The organism is Actinomadura sp. WMMB 499 (genome assembly GCF_008824145.1).
Lineage (GTDB): Bacteria > Actinomycetota > Actinomycetes > Streptosporangiales > Streptosporangiaceae > Spirillospora.
On the sequence record NZ_CP044407.1, the window covers coordinates 3,377,441 to 3,394,836 of the forward strand.

Consider the following 17,396-nt stretch of genomic DNA (forward strand, 5'->3'; position numbering starts at 1 on the left):
TCCACTGCATCGGCACATGAAGATCACGAAAGGCGTGAACATGAAGCTACGCAGTGGCAAGCGGCGCACGGCGGACGCGCGACCGGACGCCCCGGACGCCGGCCCCGGGCTCGCCGTCGAACTGCGCGACGTCCGGCGGGGCTACGGCCGCGGCAGCGGCACCGTGCACGCCCTCGCGGGCATCGACCTCGCCCTTCCCCGCGGCACGTTCACCGCGGTGATGGGCCCGTCGGGGTCGGGCAAGTCCACCTTCCTGCAGTGCGCCGCCGGGCTCGACCGGCCCACCGGCGGATCCGTCCGCCTCGGCGGCACCGAGATCACCGGCCTGAACGAGAACGAGCTCACCGAGCTGCGCCGCAGCCGCCTCGGCTTCGTCTTCCAGGCGTTCAACCTGCTGCCGTCGCTGACCGTGGAGGAGAACGTGCTGCTGCCCATGCGGCTCGCCGGCCGCCGCCGGGACCACCGCCGCGCCGCCGAGGTGCTCGCCCGGGTCGGCCTCGCCGACAAGGCGCGGCGCCGGCCCGCCGAACTGTCCGGCGGCCAGCAGCAGCGCGTCGCGGTCGCCCGGGCCCTGGTCACGTCGCCGGACGTGATCTTCGCCGACGAGCCGACGGGCGCCCTCGACACCGGCACGGCGGCCGAGGTGCTCGGCCTGCTGCGGGACGCCGTCGACCGGCTGGGCGCCACCGTCGTCATGGTCACCCACGACCCGGCGGCGGCCGCCTGGGCGGACGGCGTGCTCTTCCTCGCCGACGGCGCGTTCGCCGACCGGCTGGAGCGCGGCTCGGCGCAGCAGATCGCGGCGCGAATGACCGCGCTCCCGGCCCGTACCGCCCACGCGGCCACGATGGCGGGGGCGGCGGCGTGAGGTGGAAACCCAACGGACTGGCCCGCGCCGCCGTCCGCTTCAGGCCCGCGTCGTTCGCGGGGACGTTCGTCGCACTGGTGATGTCCGCGCTGATCGTCTCGGCCTGCGGCATCCTGCTCGAGACCGGTTTGCGCGCGTCGGTCCCGGCGGAGCGGTACGCGCAGGCGCCGGTCGTGGCCGCGGCCGACCAGTACAAGTACGTCGTGACGGGCAGCGGCGAGGACCGCGAGCGGGAGGCGGTGCCGCTGCCGGACACGGCACGCGTGGACGCCGCGCTGGCGGCGAAGGCCGCCCGGGTGCCGGGGGCGCGGGCGGCGGTGCCGGACTTCACGTTCCCGGTCCTGGCCGGGGGCGCCCCGCTCACCGCGCACGGATGGGGCTCGCACGCCTTCACCGGCTCCGCGCTGACCCGGGGCGCCGCGCCGTCCCCCGGCGAGGTCGTGCTCGCCGCCGGGACGGCCCGCGCCGCGAAGACGTCCGTCGGCGGGGCCATCGCGCTCGAAACCACTGCCGGGCGGCGTACCTTCCGCGTCGCCGGCATCGCCGAGGCCGCGGCGGCGGACGCCGGCGCGGCAGGCGGCACCGCCTGGTTCGCCGACACCCAGGCGCCCGCGCTGGCGGGCCACCCCGGCAAGGCGGACGCCATCGCCGTGCTGGCCGAGGACGGCACGGACCCGGGCGCCCTCGCCGGTTCCGTCGAGAAGGCCCTGGCCGGCTCCGGCGTCCAAGTGCACACCGGCGACGACCGCGGCGCCGTCGAGGACCCGGGCCTCGCCTACGCGAAGGACACCCTGTTCGGCATCGGCGGCCCGTTCGGCGGCATCGCCGCCATCGTCGCCGTCTTCACCGCGGCCGGCACCGTGGCGCTGTCGGTCGGGCAGCGGGCCCGCGAGTTCGCGCTGCTGCGCGCCATCGGCGCCACCCCGCGGCAGGTCCGCCGCGCGGTCGCCGCCGAAGCGCTGCTCGTCGCGCCGCTCGCCGGGCTCCTCGGCACCCTGCCCGGCATCGGGCTCGCCCACTGGTGGTTCGGACAGCTGCAGGACCGCGGCGCGATCCCCGAGGCCGTACGGGTGCACGTCTCCGGCCTCCCCCTCCTCGCCGCCGTCGGCGCGGGGCTGCTGACCGCGCTCGGCGCCGGCTGGATCGCCGGGCGCAGGCCCGCGAAGACCAAGCCGGGCCAGGCGCTCTACGAGGCGTCCGTCGAGCGGGTGCGGCCCGGCGCCGTCCGTACCGTCCTGGGCGTGGCGGCCCTGGTCGGCGGCGCGGCGCTCGCCGGCGTCGCGGCGGTCTCGGCCGGTGACGGCGCCGCCGGTGCCGCCCTCGGCGTCGTCATGTGCTTCATGCTCGCCGTCGGGCTGCTCGGCCCGCTGGTGGCGCGGCTGTGCGCGGGCCTGTTCGGCCTGCCGCTGCGCGGTGCGGGGCCCGCCGCTTGGCTCGCGGGCGCCAACTCCCGTGCCAACGCCCGCCGCCTCGCCTCCGCGATCACCCCGATCGCGCTCGCCATGGCCTTCGCCTCGACGCTCGTCTTCATGAACACGAGCGAGCGCCACGTCGCCGACGAGCAACGGCGCGCGGGCATCACGGCGGCCCACGTGGTCACCGCTCCCGCCGGGCTCCCGGTGGACGCGGCGGAGCGGGCCGCCCGCATGCCCGGCGTGGAGGCGGCCGTCGGCGTGCTCAACACGCTGGTGCTGGTGCCGACCGGTTCCGGCGAGTTCAAGGCGCTGCAGGGCGCGGCGGCGCAGGGCGTCGGCTCCGGCGCCCAGCTGGCGATGGTGCAGGACCTGGACGTGCTGGAGGGCAGCCTCGACCGGATGGGCGCGGGCCGTATCGCCATCGACAAGACGCTGGCGGGCACGGCGAAGGTCGGCGTCGGCGACCGGATGCCGCTCTTCCTCCCGGACGGCACCGAGGTCCGGCCCGAGGTCGTCGCGGTCTACGGCCGCGGGCTCGGCCTGGCCACGGTGACGATGGACCGGGCGTCGCTGGCCGGGCACACCACCTCCGGCTTCGACGGCATGCTGCTCGTACGCGGCGGCTCGCGGCAGCCGCTCGCCGCCCTGGGCGAGGTCACCGACGCCTCAGGGTTCGCCACCGAGCGGAGTCTGGACGCCAAGACCGGCGCCTGGATGAACACCACCATGGCCGCGCTTCTCGGTGGCTTCGCCGCCATCGCCGCCGTCAACACCCTGGTGATGACGGTCCTCGACCGCCGCCGCGAGCTGGACGCGCTGCGCCTCGTCGGCTCCACCCGGCGGCAGGTCCTGCAGATGCTCGGCTGGGAGGGCCTGCTGGTGTCGGCCGCGGGGGTGCTCCTCGGCTCCGCGATCGCCGCGGCCACGCTGGTCCCGATGATGAGCGGCATGACCGGCGAGGCACCGTACGTCCCGCCGCTGGTGTACGGGTCCTTCGCGGCCGCCGCCGGCGCGCTGACGCTCCTCGCGGTCACGCTTCCCGCGCGGGGAGCGCTACGCCGCCGACCCTAGGCGCAGGCGGACGGGCGGACGCCCGGCACCCGCACCGGCTCCCGCCCCCCGCCATCGACCGCCCGCCTGCGCCGCAGCGCGCACTGTAAACGGCGGCGCCACGCGGACGGCCCCCTCGCCCGGACCGACGAAAAGGACACTCATGACCACGATCTCGGCTCCCCCGGCCGTCCCCATCAGCAAGATCGCCATCGGGGCGCTCGGCATGCTGGCGATCGCCTGCGGCGCCTTGGAGTCGGTGGTGACACCGACGCTCCCGCTCCTGCAACGCGAGCTGGACATGACTCCGGCCGAAGGGGCGCTGCTCAGCATCGTGCTCCTCATCACGGGCGCGCTCATCACCCCGGTGGCCGGCAAGTTCGGTGACCGCTACGGGGGCAAGCGGGTCCTCGTCCGGCTGATGGCGGTGGTCTCGGCCGGCGGCCTGGTGTCCGCCCTCGCCCCGAACCTGCCGGTGCTGCTGCTCGGCCAGGTACTGCAGGGAGCGATGGTGGGCGCGCTGCCCCTGTCGTTCATCGTGGTGCGCAAGCACCTCCCCGAAGAACGGGCGAAGGTCGCCATCGGGGTGGTCAGCGGGCTGTTCGTCGGGGGCACGATGGCGGGGACCCTGGCGGCCGGGCCCGTGGCGGAAGGGCTGTCGCGGCACTGGATGTTCGCGCTGCCGACCATCGCGGTCACCGCGTCCGTCCTGCTGGTGAGCAGGCTGATGCCGGACGATCCGCCCGGACGGCCCGACGACGCCGGGATCGACTGGCCCGGCCTGCTCCTGCTGGGAGGGGCGCTGGTCACGCTCATGCTCACGCTCGCGGTGGCGCCCGACATCGCCGCGCAGCCGCTCGTGCTCGCCGCCTTGGTCCTGCTGCTGGCCGCCTTCGTGGCGGGATGGGCAGCCGTCGAGCGCCGCGTATCCGCGCCGCTGATCGATCTGCACATGCTCGCACGTCCCGCGGTGTGGAAGTCGTGCGTGCTGACGTTCGTGATCTGCGTCGGCACGGCGGTCGCGGTCTATCTCGTCCCGCAGCTGCTGGCGGTGCCCACCGACGCGTACGGATTCGGCGCCGGTGCCACCCAGATCGGCTTCTTCCTGCTGCCCGGCGCCGTCATGGCGTCGCTGGCCGGTCCGCTGGGCGGGCTCGGGACGCGGTACTTCGGCTCGCGCGCCGTGGTCACGTCCGGAGCCGTGCTGATGGCCGTCTCGCTGCTCGGCCTGGCAGCCGTCCACACCGAGGTATGGCACATCGTCGTCGGCAAGGCGCTGGTCGCGCTCGCCAACGGCCTGTGCGTCACCGCGATGGTGACCGGCACCGCCACGTCCGTGGAGCAGAGCGACACCGGCATCGCCACCGGCCTGGTCCTGGTGACCCGCGTGGTCGGCTTCGCCGTGGGCGCGCAGCTCGGCGGCGCGCTCCTCACCGCGCAGATCCCTTCCGGATCGGACGTCCCGGCCGAATCGGCCTTCGTCACCGGCTTCGTCATCGCCGGCGCCGTCACGGCGCTGTCGCTTCTCGTCACCCGCACCATGAGCGAAGGAACCAAGAAATGACCCGCACCGAACTCACGGACGTCCGAACCGCTGCAAGGCGCACGGCCCTCGTTTCCGGCGCCGGCATCGCCGGACCCGCCCTCGCGTACTGGCTCGTCCGCCACGGGTACGCGGTCACGGTGGTGGAGAAGGCGGCCGCACCACGGGCCGGTGGCTACCCCATCGACGTACGCGGCACCGCACTCGAGGTCGTCCGGAAGATGGGGATCCTGCCCCGGCTCCGGGAAGCGCACATCGACGTGCGTCGGCTGACGTTCCTCAACGGGGACGGCAGCGAAGTGACCTCGCTGCATCCGCACAGAATCACGGGCGGTGTCGCGGGACACGACCTGGAGGTACCCCGCGGGGAGCTGACGGACGCCCTCTATTCGGCAGTGCGCGACGACGTGGAGTTCGTGTTCAACGACTCGATCGACACCCTCGACCAGTCCGGCCACGGCGTCGACGTCACCTTCCGCGGGGGCGGCGAGCGCACGTTCGACGTGGTGGCCGGTGCGGACGGGATGCACTCCCGCACCCGGAGGCTGGTGTTCGGCCCCGAAGAGCGGTTCCACCGCTACCTCGGCTACTGCTTCGCCGTATTCACGATGCCCAATACCTTCGCCCCTCTCCCACGAGACCATCATGTGGAACACCCCGGGCCGGGCCGCGGCGCTCTACGCCGCAGGGGACGGCGACGACGTGCACGCCTTCCTGAACTTTGCACAGCCGGAGCCGCCGTTCGACGCGTTCGCGGACCCGGAAGCCCAGCAGGACCTCGTAACCGAAGTCTTCGCCGACGCCGGCTGGGAGGTCCCGGGCATGCTGGCCGCGATGCGTGATGCGGACGACGTGTTCTTCGACGCGGTCAGCCAGATCCGCATGCCCCGCTGGTCCGGCGGGAGGGTCGCGCTGGTGGGCGACGCGGCGTACGCGCCCTCGTTCCTGACCGGACAGGGCACGAGCCTCGCACTGGTCGGCGCGTACATGCTCGCAGGCTCCCTGGCCGACCGGGACCACGCCGCGGGCTTCACCGCCTACGAACGCGACACCCGGAAGTTCGTCACCGCCAATCAGGGGCTGGTCGGCGAGGGCGGCGCCACCCTCTTCCCGACCACCGAGCAGGCCCTGGAGCAGCGGAACAGCAGCCTGCGCAGCCTCGGCACCATGCCTCCGCCGGAGGGCCGCCCGGCCCATACGGCCCTCACGCTCCCCGAGTTCGCGCCCACCATCTGAGCCGGGCCGGCTGATGCCGTTTCCCCCGGCCAGGAAGGTCGGAGTCACCCCCTGCGAGATCAGTGGTTCCCGCTTCTTGTCTTCGGTCGACGACGGGTCAGGCGGACGTGGCGTCGGGGTCGGATTCGCCGCGGGTGTACTCGGCGGCGAAGGAGTCGGCGTCCAGGAGCGTTCGGACGCGGGCGGCGACGCGGTCGACGTCGGCGCGTTCGGCGGCGGGCAGCGGGGCGCCGGCCGAGGCGCGCAGGGCGGCGGCCGCGCCCAGCAGCCGAGCCGCCGGACGGGCGTCGCCGGCGAGCGACCGGGCCCCGGCGAGGCCCTCGAAGGCGAGCGCGACGGCGCGCGGGTCGCCGATCCGGCGGGCGGCGGCGAGTCCGTCGCGGTGCCGGACGAGCGCCGCGTCCGCGTCCCCGCGCTGTTCGGCGGCGAAGCCGAGTTCGGCGAGGACGAGCGCGAGCCCCGGCTCCCCGTCGACCGTCCGGATCCAGTCGACCCACGGCAGGAGCCGCGCCTCGGCCGCGTCGAGGTCGCCGCGCCGCCGGGCGGACAGGGCGAGGCCCACCGCCGCGAAGTGCTCGGCGACCTTGTTCGACTGGTCGGCGGCCAGTTTCAGGGCGCGGTGGTGCCGATCGTCGGCCGCGGCGTGGTCCCCGGTGAGGAGGGAGATCCGGCCGAGGCCGGACAGCCGGAACGATGCCTCCGCCCAGAGGCCGAGCTCCTCGGCCATCCGCAGCCCCTCCTCGTGCAGCCGGGCGGCCCGGTCGTAGTCTCCGGCGATCTCGGCCAGCTCGGCGAGGGTGTTGGTCGCCTTCAGCCGCCCCCAGCGGTCCCCGAGGTCGCGGAAGAGCGACTCGCTCTCCTCGGCGTCGCGGCGGGCCGCGTCGAGCCGGGCGCGCGCACGGTGGACGGTCGCCCGGACGCTCAGCGCCGCGGCCGTCCCCCAGCGTTCACCGAGCCCGCGGAACTCCGCCAGCGCTCGCTGGACCAGGTCACCGGTCACTTCGAGGTCGCCGAAGCCGCGGTGGGCGAAGGCGAGGAACCATCGTGCCCAGGCCCGCGCGCCCGGGTCGGGAACGTCCTGGTACGACGTCGGTGCTTCGGTGGCCGCCTCGCTGTTGGTGAGCAGCACGAATCCGGCCCGCCAGACGGCCGCCTTCGCGCGCACCTCCGGCGGCCCGCCCTCGACGCCCAGCGCCAGATCGAGTGATCGCAGTGCCTCGGTCAGCCGTCCGCGCAGGTACCAGTGCCAGGCCAGCGCGTCGACCAGGCGCAGCGCGTCCGCCGCGAGACCGAGGCGCGCGGCGTCCTCCAGGACCGCACGCTGGTTGGCCGCCTCGGCGTCCAGGAGCTCCAGCCATCGCCGCTGGTCGTGCCCGTAGAGGTGCGGCTCGGCCCGCGCGGCGAGGGCCACGTGATGCCGGACGAACCGGGCACGGATCTCCGCGGACTCGCCCGCCTCGTCCAGCCGCTCCGCGCAGTACGCCTTGACCGACTCCAGCAGCCGGTACCGGGGGCCGCCGGTTCCCTCCACCCGCACGACGAGCGAGCGGTCGACGAGCCGCGCCAGGACGTCGAGGACGTCGATCCCGTCCTGTGCGCACACCTCCTCGGCGGCCCGCAGCGTGCAGCCGTCCGCGTGCACCGCGAGCCGGCGCAGGACGGCGCGTTCGTCCCCGGCCAGCGGCTCCCACGACCAGTCGATCATCGCGCGGAGCGTCCGCTGGCGGGCGGGGGCGTCCCGGTTTCCCGAGGTCAGCAGGCGGAAGCGGTCGTCGAGCCGGTCCGCGAGCCCGTCCACGCCGAGCGCCCGGACGCGCGTGGCGGCCAGCTCCACGGCGAGCGGGATCCCGTCGAGCCGGCGGCAGACCGCGGCGATCGTCGCCGTGTCACCCGGCCCCGGCGCGAATCCGGGGACGGCGGCGGCCGCCCGCGCGGTGAAGAGCCGGACGGCGTCCGCCTCGCCCAGCGGCGGCACGGGCCACAACCGCTCGCCCGACAGCGCCAGCGACTCCCGGCTCGTGGCGAGCACGCGCACCCCGGGCGCCGCCCGCAGCAGGGCCGCGACCTGCACGGCCACCGGGTCGATCACGTGCTCGCAGTTGTCGAGGACGAGCAGGAGCCGCTGGGCGGCGAGCGCGCCCGCGAGCAGCTCCACGGGCGTCCGGCGCGCGGTCTCGACGGCGGGGGCGTCGTCGTCCCGGACGCCGAGCACCATCGCGATCGCGTCGGCCGGGGTCGCGCCGGAGGCGCGGTCGAGCCCGGACAGCTCCACCAGCCACACGCCGTCCGGGAACCGCTCGTCCGCGCCGGTCAGGGCCCGCGCGGTCTCCAGGGCGAGGCGCGTCTTGCCGACGCCGCCCGGGCCGGTCAGGGTGACGAGGCGCGATTCGTCCAGGAGCGCGCGGACCTCCGGCACCGCGGCGTCGCGCCCGACGAGGCCGGTCAGCGACGCGGGAAGGTTCGTGGGAATCGCCCGCGGGGCCGCCGTGGCGGCGCGCACGATCGGTCGCGGCGCGTCCAGCCGGGGTTCCTGCGCGAGGATCGCCCGGTGCAGCGCGGCCAGCTCGGGGCTCGGGTCGACGCCGAGTTCCTCGGCCAGCCGGTGCCGCAGATCCTCGAACCCGGCCAGCGCCTCGCTCTGCCGCCCCGCCCGGTAGAGGGCGCGCAGATGCACGGCCCGCAGCCGTTCCCGCAGCGGATGCCGCGCCACCGGCTCGGTCAGCTCGCCCGCCAGCACGGCGTGCTCGCCCAGCTCCAGCCGCACCTCCGCGTACTCCTCCTGGACGGCGAGCCGCTCGTCCTCCAGGCGCGCGGCGTCCGGACGGACGAACTCCTCGTCGGCGAAGTCGGCGAACGCCCGTCCCCTCCACAGCGCCAGCGCGTCGGCCAGCAGGACGGCCCGGGCATGCGCGTCCTCGGTGGCGCGGGCCCGTCCGGCGAGGGCGTGGAACCGGTCGCCGTCCACCTTCTCCGGGTCGGCGCGCAGCAGGTAGCCGGGCGCCTGCGACACCAGCAGCCCGCGCCCGCCCGGCTCCGCGGCGTCCAGCGCGCGGCGCAACTGCGACACGCGCGTCTGGAGGGTGCCGACGGGGTTGCGCGGCAGCCTGGCCGTCCCGCCCCACAGGTCGTCGACCAGCTGGTCGACCGAGACGGGGCGGCCGCGATGGACCAGCAGGTCCGCCAGCAGCGCACGGACCTTCAGCTCCGGGACGCGCACGGCCGCCCCGTCGTCCGTCCACACGGCGAGCGGACCGAGCACCCCGAAACGCATGACCGGAAGGCTACCGACAGCCGACCTGAAGGAGATCCAAAGCGCCGTTCAGCAGAGTGAGGCCATCAACCGACGCACCCCCGATGGGAGTTCCGATGACTTCGCACAGCCCCTTCACCGGCCGTGAGATCCGGCTCGCCGCCCGTCCGGTCGGCGAACCGGCCCCGGCCGACTTCGCGCTCGCCGAGGCCCCGGTGCCGCGGCCGGGCGACGGGCAGATCCTGGTCCGCAACACGTGGATGTCGGTGGACCCGTACATGCGGGGGCGGATGGACGACGTGCCCTCGCCCGTCCTTCCGCCGTTCGAGCTCGGCGTCCCGCTGGAGGGCGCGGCGGTCGGCGAGGTCATCGCCTCCCGGTCCGCGGACGTCCCCGTCGGCGCGACCGTCTCGCACTTCCTGGGGTGGCGGGAGTACGCGGTGCTGGACGCGGCCGCCGCGACCGTCGTCGACACCGCCCTCGCGCCCGTCCAGGCGTACCTGGGGCCGCTGGGCACGACCGGCCTGACCGCGTACGCCTCGCTCACCGACGTGGCACCCGTCCGCGAGGGCGACGTGGTGTTCATCTCGGCGGCGGCGGGCGCGGTCGGCAGCGTCGCCGGGCAGCTCGCCCGCAGGTTGGGCGCCGCGACGGTGATCGGCTCGGCGGGCGGGCCGGAGAAGACCGAGAAGCTGCTCGCCGACTTCGGGTTCGACACCGCCCTCGACCACCGCGCCGGCCGCATCGCCGCCCAGCTCGCGGACGCCGCCCCCGACGGCATCGACGTCTACCTCGACGCCGTCGGCGGCGACCACCTGGAAGCCGCGATCGACGCCCTGAACGTCGGCGGCCGCGCCGCGCTGGTGGGCGCCATCAGCGGCTACAACGCCACCGCGCCCGTCCCCGGCCCCGCCAACCTCGCGCAGATCGTCTACAAGCGGCTCGCCCTGCGCGGCATGCAGGTCGGCGCGTACCTGCATCTCTTCCCCGAGTACATCGCCAAGGCCGCGGGCTGGCTCGCCGACGGCACCCTGCACACCGAGGAGACCGTCTTCGACGGCCTCGACCGGGCCCCGGCCGCCCTTCTCGGCAACCTGCGCGGCGCCAACACCGGCAAGACGCTCGTCCGCCTCTGATCACCGGAAGGGCACCCCATGGCCACCGCACTGCTCGTCGTCGCCCACCACCGCGCCGACTCCCTCACCGCCCGCATCGCCGACCGGACGCGCGTCCGGCTCGAGAAGGATTAAGCGGTGACATCCCGCAGTCGGGTTACGGCGTCGGTGAGGGGAATCGCTTCCTGTTCGATCCGGCGGAAGGGGGTGGAGCCTTCGGTCGCGATGGTGTCGTAGGCGGTCGCCTCGGCCTCGGTGAGGCGCGGCAGCGGTGTGGTGGACGGGCCGAGGGGGCGACCGGCCTTGTCGTGGTTCACCCCGTGCCGGCGGTAGTGGTGCAGGTCGGTGTCGTCCATCAGGATCGAGGCGACCGGTTTCGGTGGCGCGCCGTCCGGGGCGGGCTCGGCGAGCGCGGCGCGGAACCGGTCGAGGATCGCGTAGCCGTCGGCGTCGATGTCTCCCCAGTAGACGATGTGCTCCGCGGCGCGGATCCAGGGCACCTTCGCGAGCTGGGCCGCGGCCGCCCAGCCGCCGCCCTCGACGACGATCGTGTCCCGCACCGGCGGGAACCAGAGCCGGGAATCCCGGTTCTCGACGACGAGGACGGTTCGCGGCCGGTAGCCGATGTCGTGCGTGTCGCCGGTGGTCCAGGCGTCGTGCCTGCGGCGGTGCGACGCGGCGTGGCCAGGATCGACGTAGGTCAGGTGCAGGACGGTCGGGCGGGACCGGACCTCGTCCCGAACGTCGCGTCCGGCGACATCGCGCAGCAGTGCGCCGTGGGCGTCGAGCCACTTGGTGTGCATTCCGGGGACCGGGAGCTGACGTGCGGTCCATGCGCTCGCGTCCGGGTTCCGGTGCAGCCAGGTCACCGCGCTGAGCAGCACCTCGACGTCGCCGTCGCCGAGCCGGCAGACGGCGCGGAGGGTGGCCGGGGTGAGGACCGCGCCGGCGGACCGCAGGGACGACGCGAGCGCGCGGGCGCGGGCGACGTCCGGTCCGGGGACGAGCGCGACGGCGGTGTCCAGGTCCGCGACGAGCTTCACGGGGTAGTCGTTCGTCACGCCCTGGACGGACAGCGGTTTGCGGACGATCTCCACGCCGGGGTTCCGGGCGGCGAACTCGCGCCAGGCCATGTGCCACTCGGTCCAGGCGGGCGCTCTCATCTGCGCCACCGCTCTGCCGGTCGACACGCCGGGACGGAGCGGGACGGCGAAGGTGACCGGCTCGCCGACGCCGGATTCGGCGCACACGGCGGCCGCCCACTTCTCGTGGATCTTGCGGCCGAGCGCCTGGAGCGCGCCGGCCGGGTCGATCAGTCGTGGGGTCGCGGTTCGGGAACCGCGACGATCGCTTTCGCCCATGACCGTCCCTCGGTGTTCTTGAGGATCAGGTATTCCGCGTCCACGTGGGGTTCGATGGCGCTGTGCTTGTCGTTGGGGGCGCCGATGATGAGCTGGAAGCCGAGCCCGCGCCAGGCGCCGATGGCCCGGCCGGTGAAGTGGGCGTCCGCCTTGATCAGCGCCTCGTCGAGGAGGACGGGCGCGTACCGGGGGCGTTCGGCGCCCGCGTCGCCCAGCTGGTAGCGCAGCGCGGCGCCGACGATGAACGCGACCAGCTCCTGGGACTCGCCGCCGGACTTCTCCCCGATGTGGTCGTAGACGGCGACGTGCGCGCCGGCGAGGTCGCGCTTCTCCGCGCTGATCCGGACGTGGTTGCGCACGTCGACCAGCTCGGCGAAGTCGGGCGCGGTGCGGCGGATGCGGTCGATCACCTTGGCCATCCGGTGGTAGGCGCGTTCCCGCTCGGCGTCGGTGGCCGCCTTGTCGATGACCGCGCGCACCTCGCGCAGATCCTTGCGGAAGCGGGCGCGCGCCGCCGAGTGGCTTTCCTGCGGGTCGATGCGCAGCCGGTGGCCGTCGTCGGCGAACGGCAGTTCGGCGAGGATGCGGTTGACCGGGTCGATCCGATCGCGGATCTCCCGGACGGCGGCGGCGAGCTCGCTGTCCAGGCTGGTCAGGTCGTTGCCGGAGAGCTTCAGCAGGCTGTCGCGCCACTCGGTCTCCAGCTCGTGCAGGCCGCTGGTCTCCAGGTCGGTGAGGAGGCGCTCGAAGTCGCGGTACGACGCGTCCGGCTCGGTGCCGAGGTTCGGGTTCGGCCAGCGCTCGACGAACGTCGAGAACGTGTCGTGCAGCGCCTTGCGCGACCGGCCGATCGTTCCCTCCGCCGACCTCCGGTCGTCGCCCATCCGTTCCATGCCGCGGCGGTGCGCGGCGTCGAACTCCTTCAGCGCCGTCGCCGGGTCGGTGCCGTCCGGGGCGTCGTCGAACAGCGCCGCCAGGTACTCCCGGTGCTCCCGGCTCACCTCGGCGCCGGTCGCCGCGGCGGTGTCGAGCGCCTTCTGGGCGTCGTCCACCTCGTCGACGATCGCGTCCCAGGACCCGGCGAGCCGCTTCACCTCCGCCTTCTGCCCGCCGACGCTCTCGGTCAGCCGGGTGACCTGCTGCTTGAGGTCCTCCGCCTGCTGCTGCAGCCGGTCGATCTCCGGGTTGCCCGCGCGGACCTCGCCGATGATCTGCTCCCAGCGGTCCCGCTCGGTGGTGACCGACTCGACGTCCACCTGGTCCCAGGACAGTTCCGTCACGGTCTGGTAGGCGTTGCGCCTTTCCTCGAACGAGTTGAGGTTCCGCTCCGCCTTCGCCGCCTGCGCGACGGCGTCGTCGTGGCGCTCCTCCGCGCGGACGATCCGGGCGTCGAGGTCGGCGAGCAGCCGGGTGTTGGTGAACCCCAGCAGGTTGGCCCGGCCGTGGCCGCCGTGCGCGCCCCGGCCGCGCTGCGACGTCTGGCCGGTGATCGTGAGCGCTTTCGAGTGCTGCATCAGCAGCGCGGGCGTCTCGACGCAGACGTAGTCGAAGCCGCGGGAGAGTTCGCTCTTGAGCCAGGCGGTGAACGGCGACGACCGGTAGTCGAGCCGACCGGGGAGCGTCTTGTCGTCCAGCCCGACCTCGTCGCGCATGCCGGTGCGGACGCCCTCGAACCGGATCCGCCGGCCGAGCTTCACCGTGTTGATCGCCTCGCGGAACGCGTTCAGCCGGCCGATGTCGATCAGCATCCGGGTGGCGAACCCGCCGAGCGCCAGGTTGAACGCCTCCCGCCACGGCTCGAACTCCGTGCGCACCTCGATCAGCTCGCCGACGAACGGCAGGGCGTCCGGGGTGAGCCCGGCGGCGTCGGCCAGCATGTCGCGGGCGGCGTGCAGGTCGGTGGGGATGTTGCCCCGGCGGGCCTTGACCGCGCCGCGCTCGGCCCGCAGGTCGTCCAGTTCGCGTTCGGCGGCCCTCTTCTCCGTTGTCGCCTCCGCGAACTCGTTCTGCGCGGTCCTCCTGGCGTCGGCGTCGGCCAGCGCCCGGTGCGCCGTGTCGACGAGCGCGGCGAAGTCCTGCCCGGACGACACGGTGGCGCCGAGGGTGCCGAGCACCCGGTCGAGCCGCTGCCGGGCGCGTTCGACGTCGGCCAGCCGCTGCTCCGCGCCGCGGATCTCCCGGAGCGCGGTCTCCAACCGGTCGCCGCCGGACGCGCGCAGGGTGTCCAGCACCGCGTCCCGCTGGGACTCCGCCGCCTTGATCAGCGTGACCGTCTCCGCCGCCTTCTTCTCGGCCTGGCGGCGGCGGACGGTCAGGTCCTGCTCGGCGGCGCGCAGCAGGTCGAGGCGGCGTTCGTGCCGCCACAGCGCCGCGGGGGACGCCGGGTCGGTGAACGATCCGACGCCGTCGATCACCCGCAGCCGCGTCACCGCGCCGTCGATCGCCTCCCGGTGCTCGCGGATCGGGGTCAGCGCCCGCACCTGCCGGTGGGCGGTGATCATCCGCTCCCGGGTGCCGGACAGCTCGTCGAACTGCTGCACCACCTCGTCCGCCGTGGCCAGGGTGGACGGCTCCTCCAGGACCATCGTCTTGTACAGTGCGTCGACGGTGGTGATCTGCTGGCCCGCCTGGATCCTGCCGAGCAGCCCGACCGCCTTGTGCCCGTCCCCGGCGGCGCCGATGCCCAGCGTGGTGTGCAGCCGGGCGGTGAAGTCCCGCTCGGTGCCGAAGCAGGTCAGGCCCGTCGCCTCGACCGCCGGACGGGCGAGCCGCCCGGCCGCGGGGCCGTCCAGCTCACGCAGATCGTAGTCGTCGTCCCGGGTGGCGCGGACCACGACGACGTCGTCGAGGGTCCGCGCGGCCGACGGCACGTACCAGGCGCGGAGCGCGGTGAACACCGCGCCGCTCCGGTCGGCCCAGGTCATCGCGATCGCCGTCCAGGTGTCGCGGCCGTCGCCGCGCAGCACCCGCAGCCGCGTCTCGCCGTTCGTCCGCGACTCGTCGAGCTTCCCGCGCGCGTAGGAGAGGATGTTGCGCTGGTCCTTGCCGCGGGGGCGGCCGGACACCCCGCCGTTGGACGCCCCGTTGAACGGCGTGGTGTGCGGCATCAGCAACGCGATGTAGGAGTCCATCAGCGTCGACTTGCCCGACCCGGAACCGCCGCTGAACAGGGTCGCACCGGGGGCGAACCGGATGCGGTGGTACCCGTCGTAGCCGCCCCAGTTGACCAGTTGCAGGTCCCGCGCGACCCACTGCTGCCCCCGCGACGCGGCGGGGATCAAGCCGAACAGCGTGTCGAGCATGGTCATGGGGCGGCCTCGTTCCGTTCCCGTAGCCACTGGTTCAGCTCGGTGAGCCTCTCGGTGCTCAGCACGACCTCGACCAGCGGCGTGATGCGGTACCGGCCCGCGGACTCCTCCGCGAGCAGCCCTTCCTTGACCAGCCGCTCCACCGCCTTGCGGATCTCGTGCTGGCCGCGGGCGAGGTTGTGGTCGTCCGGGTCGAAGTAGGTCAGCACGGTCTGTTCCAGCTCCTCGATGTCGACCCGCGCGGACGTCTCGCCGGTGCCGCGCTCCCGCTGGAAGACGGTCCGCAGGTGGACCAGCACCAGGGTCTCGGCCCGGTTGTAGGGGTCGTCCTTCAGCAGGATCGGGACGTCGAGCTCCGCCGAGCGCACCTGCTGCTTGTAGGCGATGCCCCGCTCGTGGTCGACCACGAGCCGGACGAACAGGTCGTGCAGCCGCGACTCGATGATCTGGTGGTTCTCCAGCAGCGTGCGCCACTGCGCCGGGCTCTTCTCGGCCAGCAGGAACCTGCGTTGCAGCAGCCGCACCAGCAGCCGCCGGACGTCCACGTCGAGCGTGCCCGCGTCGCCGGCGAACAGTTCGGCCGGGTCGTCCTCCATCGCCACCGGGTCGATGAACCCGGCGGCCTCGACGGCCGACCCGCCGGCGCCCGGCGAGCCCGCGCCGTCCGTGCCGTCCGGTTCGTCCCGGACGTCCGGTTCACTCATCGTCGCTTCCCGGTGTCTCGGCCGCGGCGCGGGGGCGCGCCGGGTTCGCGGCCAGGACACCGCCGAACGCGAGCCGCCGCCGGCTCCGGTCCGGCCGGACGGTCTCGACCACCGCGACCTCGGCCGTGTCGGCCATGCCGAGGTCGTGCGCGATCTCCAGCAGGCCGAGGAGGTCGACCGGACGCCGGATCCGCTCGTCGGCCGCACGGAACGCGGCCGCCACGTCGACGCCGTCCGTCCCGTCCGCGCCGTCGGCGAAGGCCGCCAGGTGCGCGTGCAGATCGGCGTACTGCGGGCCGCCCCACGCCCGGGTGTCCGCGGTCGGCACGTCCTCCGTCTCGTCCCATTCCCGCAGCGGCGTGGGCGGCTGCGGCGGCCGCGGGTCGCTCATGGTCTGCCGCAGCTGCCCGACGTCGGCCACCGGCAGGCGGCGCAGCGGGTCGACGGCCGTGCCGCGGCGCGACCCGGGCACCCACGCGTGCAGTCCGGACATCACGTCCCGCAGCAGCTCGTCCACCTGGCGGTCCCGCATCGGGTCGTGGTCGCGCACCTGGGTGGTGATGACGTGCGACGCCTGCCGCTGCGCGGTCAGCACCTCCTTGACGCCCTGCTCGATCCGGCGTGCGATCTCGGCGAGTTCCCGCCGCTGCGGTTCCGCCATCAGGCCGGTGAACCCGTGCCGCAGCACGGTCCGCAGCAGGTTCCACAGGTCTTCGATCTGCGCCGGGTCGCCGATCAGGCGGAGCGCCCCGGCGAACGCGCGACCCTCCGGCGTCGCGTCCATGATCTGCCGGCCGCGCTCCAGATACTCGCGCAGCACCTCCCCGGTCGGCCGCACGTCCTGCCGCAGATCGGCGACGACGTCTCGCTGCATGGCCTTGATCGACTCGGCGACGCGGGCGAAGTCGGCGGGCAGCTCCCGCGCCAGGTGCAGCACGTTCTCGGCCGCCTCCAGCAACTGGTCGTCGTCGACAGTCTCGACGGCGCCGCCCCGTTCGAGCCGCTCCAGCTCACGGCGACGCTGATCGATCTCCGTCTGGAGGCGCGCCATCCGGGCCATCACGTCCGGGTCCGCGTCCTGCGCGAGCCGCTCGACCGCCTCCAGCAGCGTCCGGACGCGGGACTCCGACACCCGGGTCCGCGCCCCGCCGACCCGGCCCGCCACCTCCAGCGCGCCGACGCCGTGGGCGGACAGCCGGTACACCTCGACGTCGTCGGAGACCTGCCGCACCAGCCAGCCCGCCTGCACCCACTGCCTGCACAGGTCACGGGCGTTCCCCGCGGGCAGGGGCTGATCGTCCTCGGAGCCGTAGCCCGCGGCCCGCAGCTGGTCGAGGGCGTCGGCGATCTCCGCGTGGGCGTCCGCCACCACCACCGTCGGCCGCTCCGGCGTGAACATCATCGCCAGCACCGTCACCACGAACGGCGCGTAGGTCCGGTGGAGCAGATCGAGCATCGGGTTCTGGAACGCCCGAAGCGCACCCTGATACGCGCCCTCCACGCCTCGTGTTCCCATCGCCGAACAAGGGTAGAGCCTGGGGCTGAC

General features: G+C 74.3%; 11 protein-coding genes. 6 read left to right on the top strand and 5 right to left on the bottom strand.

All coding sequences use genetic code 11. From position 1 onward, the window contains the following. The first annotated feature begins 40 nt into the window (after positions 1–40). From F7P10_RS14720 to F7P10_RS43300, 5 genes are all read left to right on the top strand, one after another. Entirely contained in the window at positions 41–868 is an 828-nt protein-coding gene (locus tag F7P10_RS14720) for an ABC transporter ATP-binding protein (protein WP_151009861.1), read from the top strand. Further along, the gene (locus F7P10_RS14725; RefSeq protein WP_151009862.1) at positions 865–3,354 is read left to right on the top strand and encodes an ABC transporter permease; all 2,490 of its coding nucleotides are present in this window, start codon (positions 865–867) and stop codon (positions 3,352–3,354) included. The genes F7P10_RS14720 and F7P10_RS14725 overlap by 4 nt, the downstream gene beginning before the upstream one ends. A gap of 142 nt (positions 3,355–3,496) precedes the next feature. Then, positions 3,497–4,897 carry an MFS transporter gene (locus F7P10_RS14730; RefSeq protein WP_151009863.1) on the top strand — a complete coding sequence of 467 codons (1,401 nt, stop codon included), beginning with the start codon at positions 3,497–3,499 and terminating at the stop codon, positions 4,895–4,897. Continuing rightward, positions 4,894–5,718, top strand: coding sequence for an FAD-dependent monooxygenase (locus F7P10_RS14735; protein WP_218040507.1), 825 nt, complete (start codon positions 4,894–4,896; stop codon positions 5,716–5,718). Before F7P10_RS14730 ends, F7P10_RS14735 begins: the two co-directional genes overlap by 4 nt. Then, complete coding sequence (locus tag F7P10_RS43300; protein ID WP_218040508.1) at positions 5,711–6,112, top strand: hypothetical protein; 402 nt, start codon at positions 5,711–5,713, stop codon at positions 6,110–6,112. Before F7P10_RS14735 ends, F7P10_RS43300 begins: the two co-directional genes overlap by 8 nt. Before the next feature lie 97 nt (positions 6,113–6,209). Here F7P10_RS43300 and F7P10_RS14740 read toward each other — a convergent pair whose 3' ends face one another. Beyond that, positions 6,210–9,383, bottom strand: a complete 3,174-nt coding sequence (locus tag F7P10_RS14740) for a BTAD domain-containing putative transcriptional regulator (RefSeq protein ID WP_151009864.1) — start codon at positions 9,381–9,383, stop codon at positions 6,210–6,212. Between the two features lie 95 nt (positions 9,384–9,478). Here F7P10_RS14740 and F7P10_RS14745 point away from each other — a divergent pair, with 95 nt between their 5' ends. After that, positions 9,479–10,498 carry an NADP-dependent oxidoreductase gene (locus tag F7P10_RS14745; RefSeq protein ID WP_151009865.1) on the top strand — a complete coding sequence of 340 codons (1,020 nt, stop codon included), beginning with the start codon at positions 9,479–9,481 and terminating at the stop codon, positions 10,496–10,498. Positions 10,499–10,608: 110 nt separating this feature from the next. Here F7P10_RS14745 and F7P10_RS14755 read toward each other — a convergent pair whose 3' ends face one another. The 4 genes from F7P10_RS14755 to F7P10_RS14770 are packed head-to-tail and all read right to left on the bottom strand — an operon-like array spanning position 10,609 to position 17,366. Beyond that, positions 10,609–11,838 (bottom strand): DUF3322 and DUF2220 domain-containing protein, encoded by a 1,230-nt coding sequence (locus F7P10_RS14755; RefSeq protein WP_151009866.1) that lies wholly within the window; start codon positions 11,836–11,838, stop codon positions 10,609–10,611. After that, the gene (locus tag F7P10_RS14760) at positions 11,790–15,146 is read right to left on the bottom strand and encodes an ATP-binding protein (protein ID WP_151009867.1); all 3,357 of its coding nucleotides are present in this window, start codon (positions 15,144–15,146) and stop codon (positions 11,790–11,792) included. The genes F7P10_RS14755 and F7P10_RS14760 overlap by 49 nt, the downstream gene beginning before the upstream one ends. After that, a complete protein-coding gene (locus tag F7P10_RS14765) occupies positions 15,143–15,850 on the bottom strand; it encodes a DUF4194 domain-containing protein (RefSeq protein ID WP_151009868.1) in 708 nt (235 codons plus the stop codon). Before F7P10_RS14765 ends, F7P10_RS14760 begins: the two co-directional genes overlap by 4 nt. Next, complete coding sequence (locus tag F7P10_RS14770) at positions 15,843–17,366, bottom strand: DUF3375 domain-containing protein (protein ID WP_151009869.1); 1,524 nt, start codon at positions 17,364–17,366, stop codon at positions 15,843–15,845. Before F7P10_RS14770 ends, F7P10_RS14765 begins: the two co-directional genes overlap by 8 nt. Positions 17,367–17,396: the final 30 nt, after the last annotated feature.

Bases quoted from the DNA above. Each gene is read 5' to 3' on its own strand.
- F7P10_RS14720 (WP_151009861.1), top strand. From the start codon at position 41: ATGAAGCTACGCAGTGGCAAGCGGCGCACGGCGGACGCGCGACCGGAC.
- F7P10_RS14730 (WP_151009863.1), top strand. From the start codon at position 3,497: ATGACCACGATCTCGGCTCCCCCGGCCGTCCCCATCAGCAAGATCGCC.
- F7P10_RS14735 (WP_218040507.1), top strand. From the start codon at position 4,894: ATGACCCGCACCGAACTCACGGACGTCCGAACCGCTGCAAGGCGCACG.
- F7P10_RS43300 (WP_218040508.1), top strand. From the start codon at position 5,711: ATGCGTGATGCGGACGACGTGTTCTTCGACGCGGTCAGCCAGATCCGC.
- F7P10_RS14740 (WP_151009864.1), bottom strand. From the start codon at position 9,383: ATGCGTTTCGGGGTGCTCGGTCCGCTCGCCGTGTGGACGGACGACGGG.
- F7P10_RS14745 (WP_151009865.1), top strand. From the start codon at position 9,479: ATGACTTCGCACAGCCCCTTCACCGGCCGTGAGATCCGGCTCGCCGCC.
- F7P10_RS14755 (WP_151009866.1), bottom strand. From the start codon at position 11,838: ATGGGCGAAAGCGATCGTCGCGGTTCCCGAACCGCGACCCCACGACTG.
- F7P10_RS14760 (WP_151009867.1), bottom strand. From the start codon at position 15,146: ATGACCATGCTCGACACGCTGTTCGGCTTGATCCCCGCCGCGTCGCGG.
- F7P10_RS14765 (WP_151009868.1), bottom strand. From the start codon at position 15,850: ATGAGTGAACCGGACGTCCGGGACGAACCGGACGGCACGGACGGCGCG.
- F7P10_RS14770 (WP_151009869.1), bottom strand. From the start codon at position 17,366: ATGGGAACACGAGGCGTGGAGGGCGCGTATCAGGGTGCGCTTCGGGCG.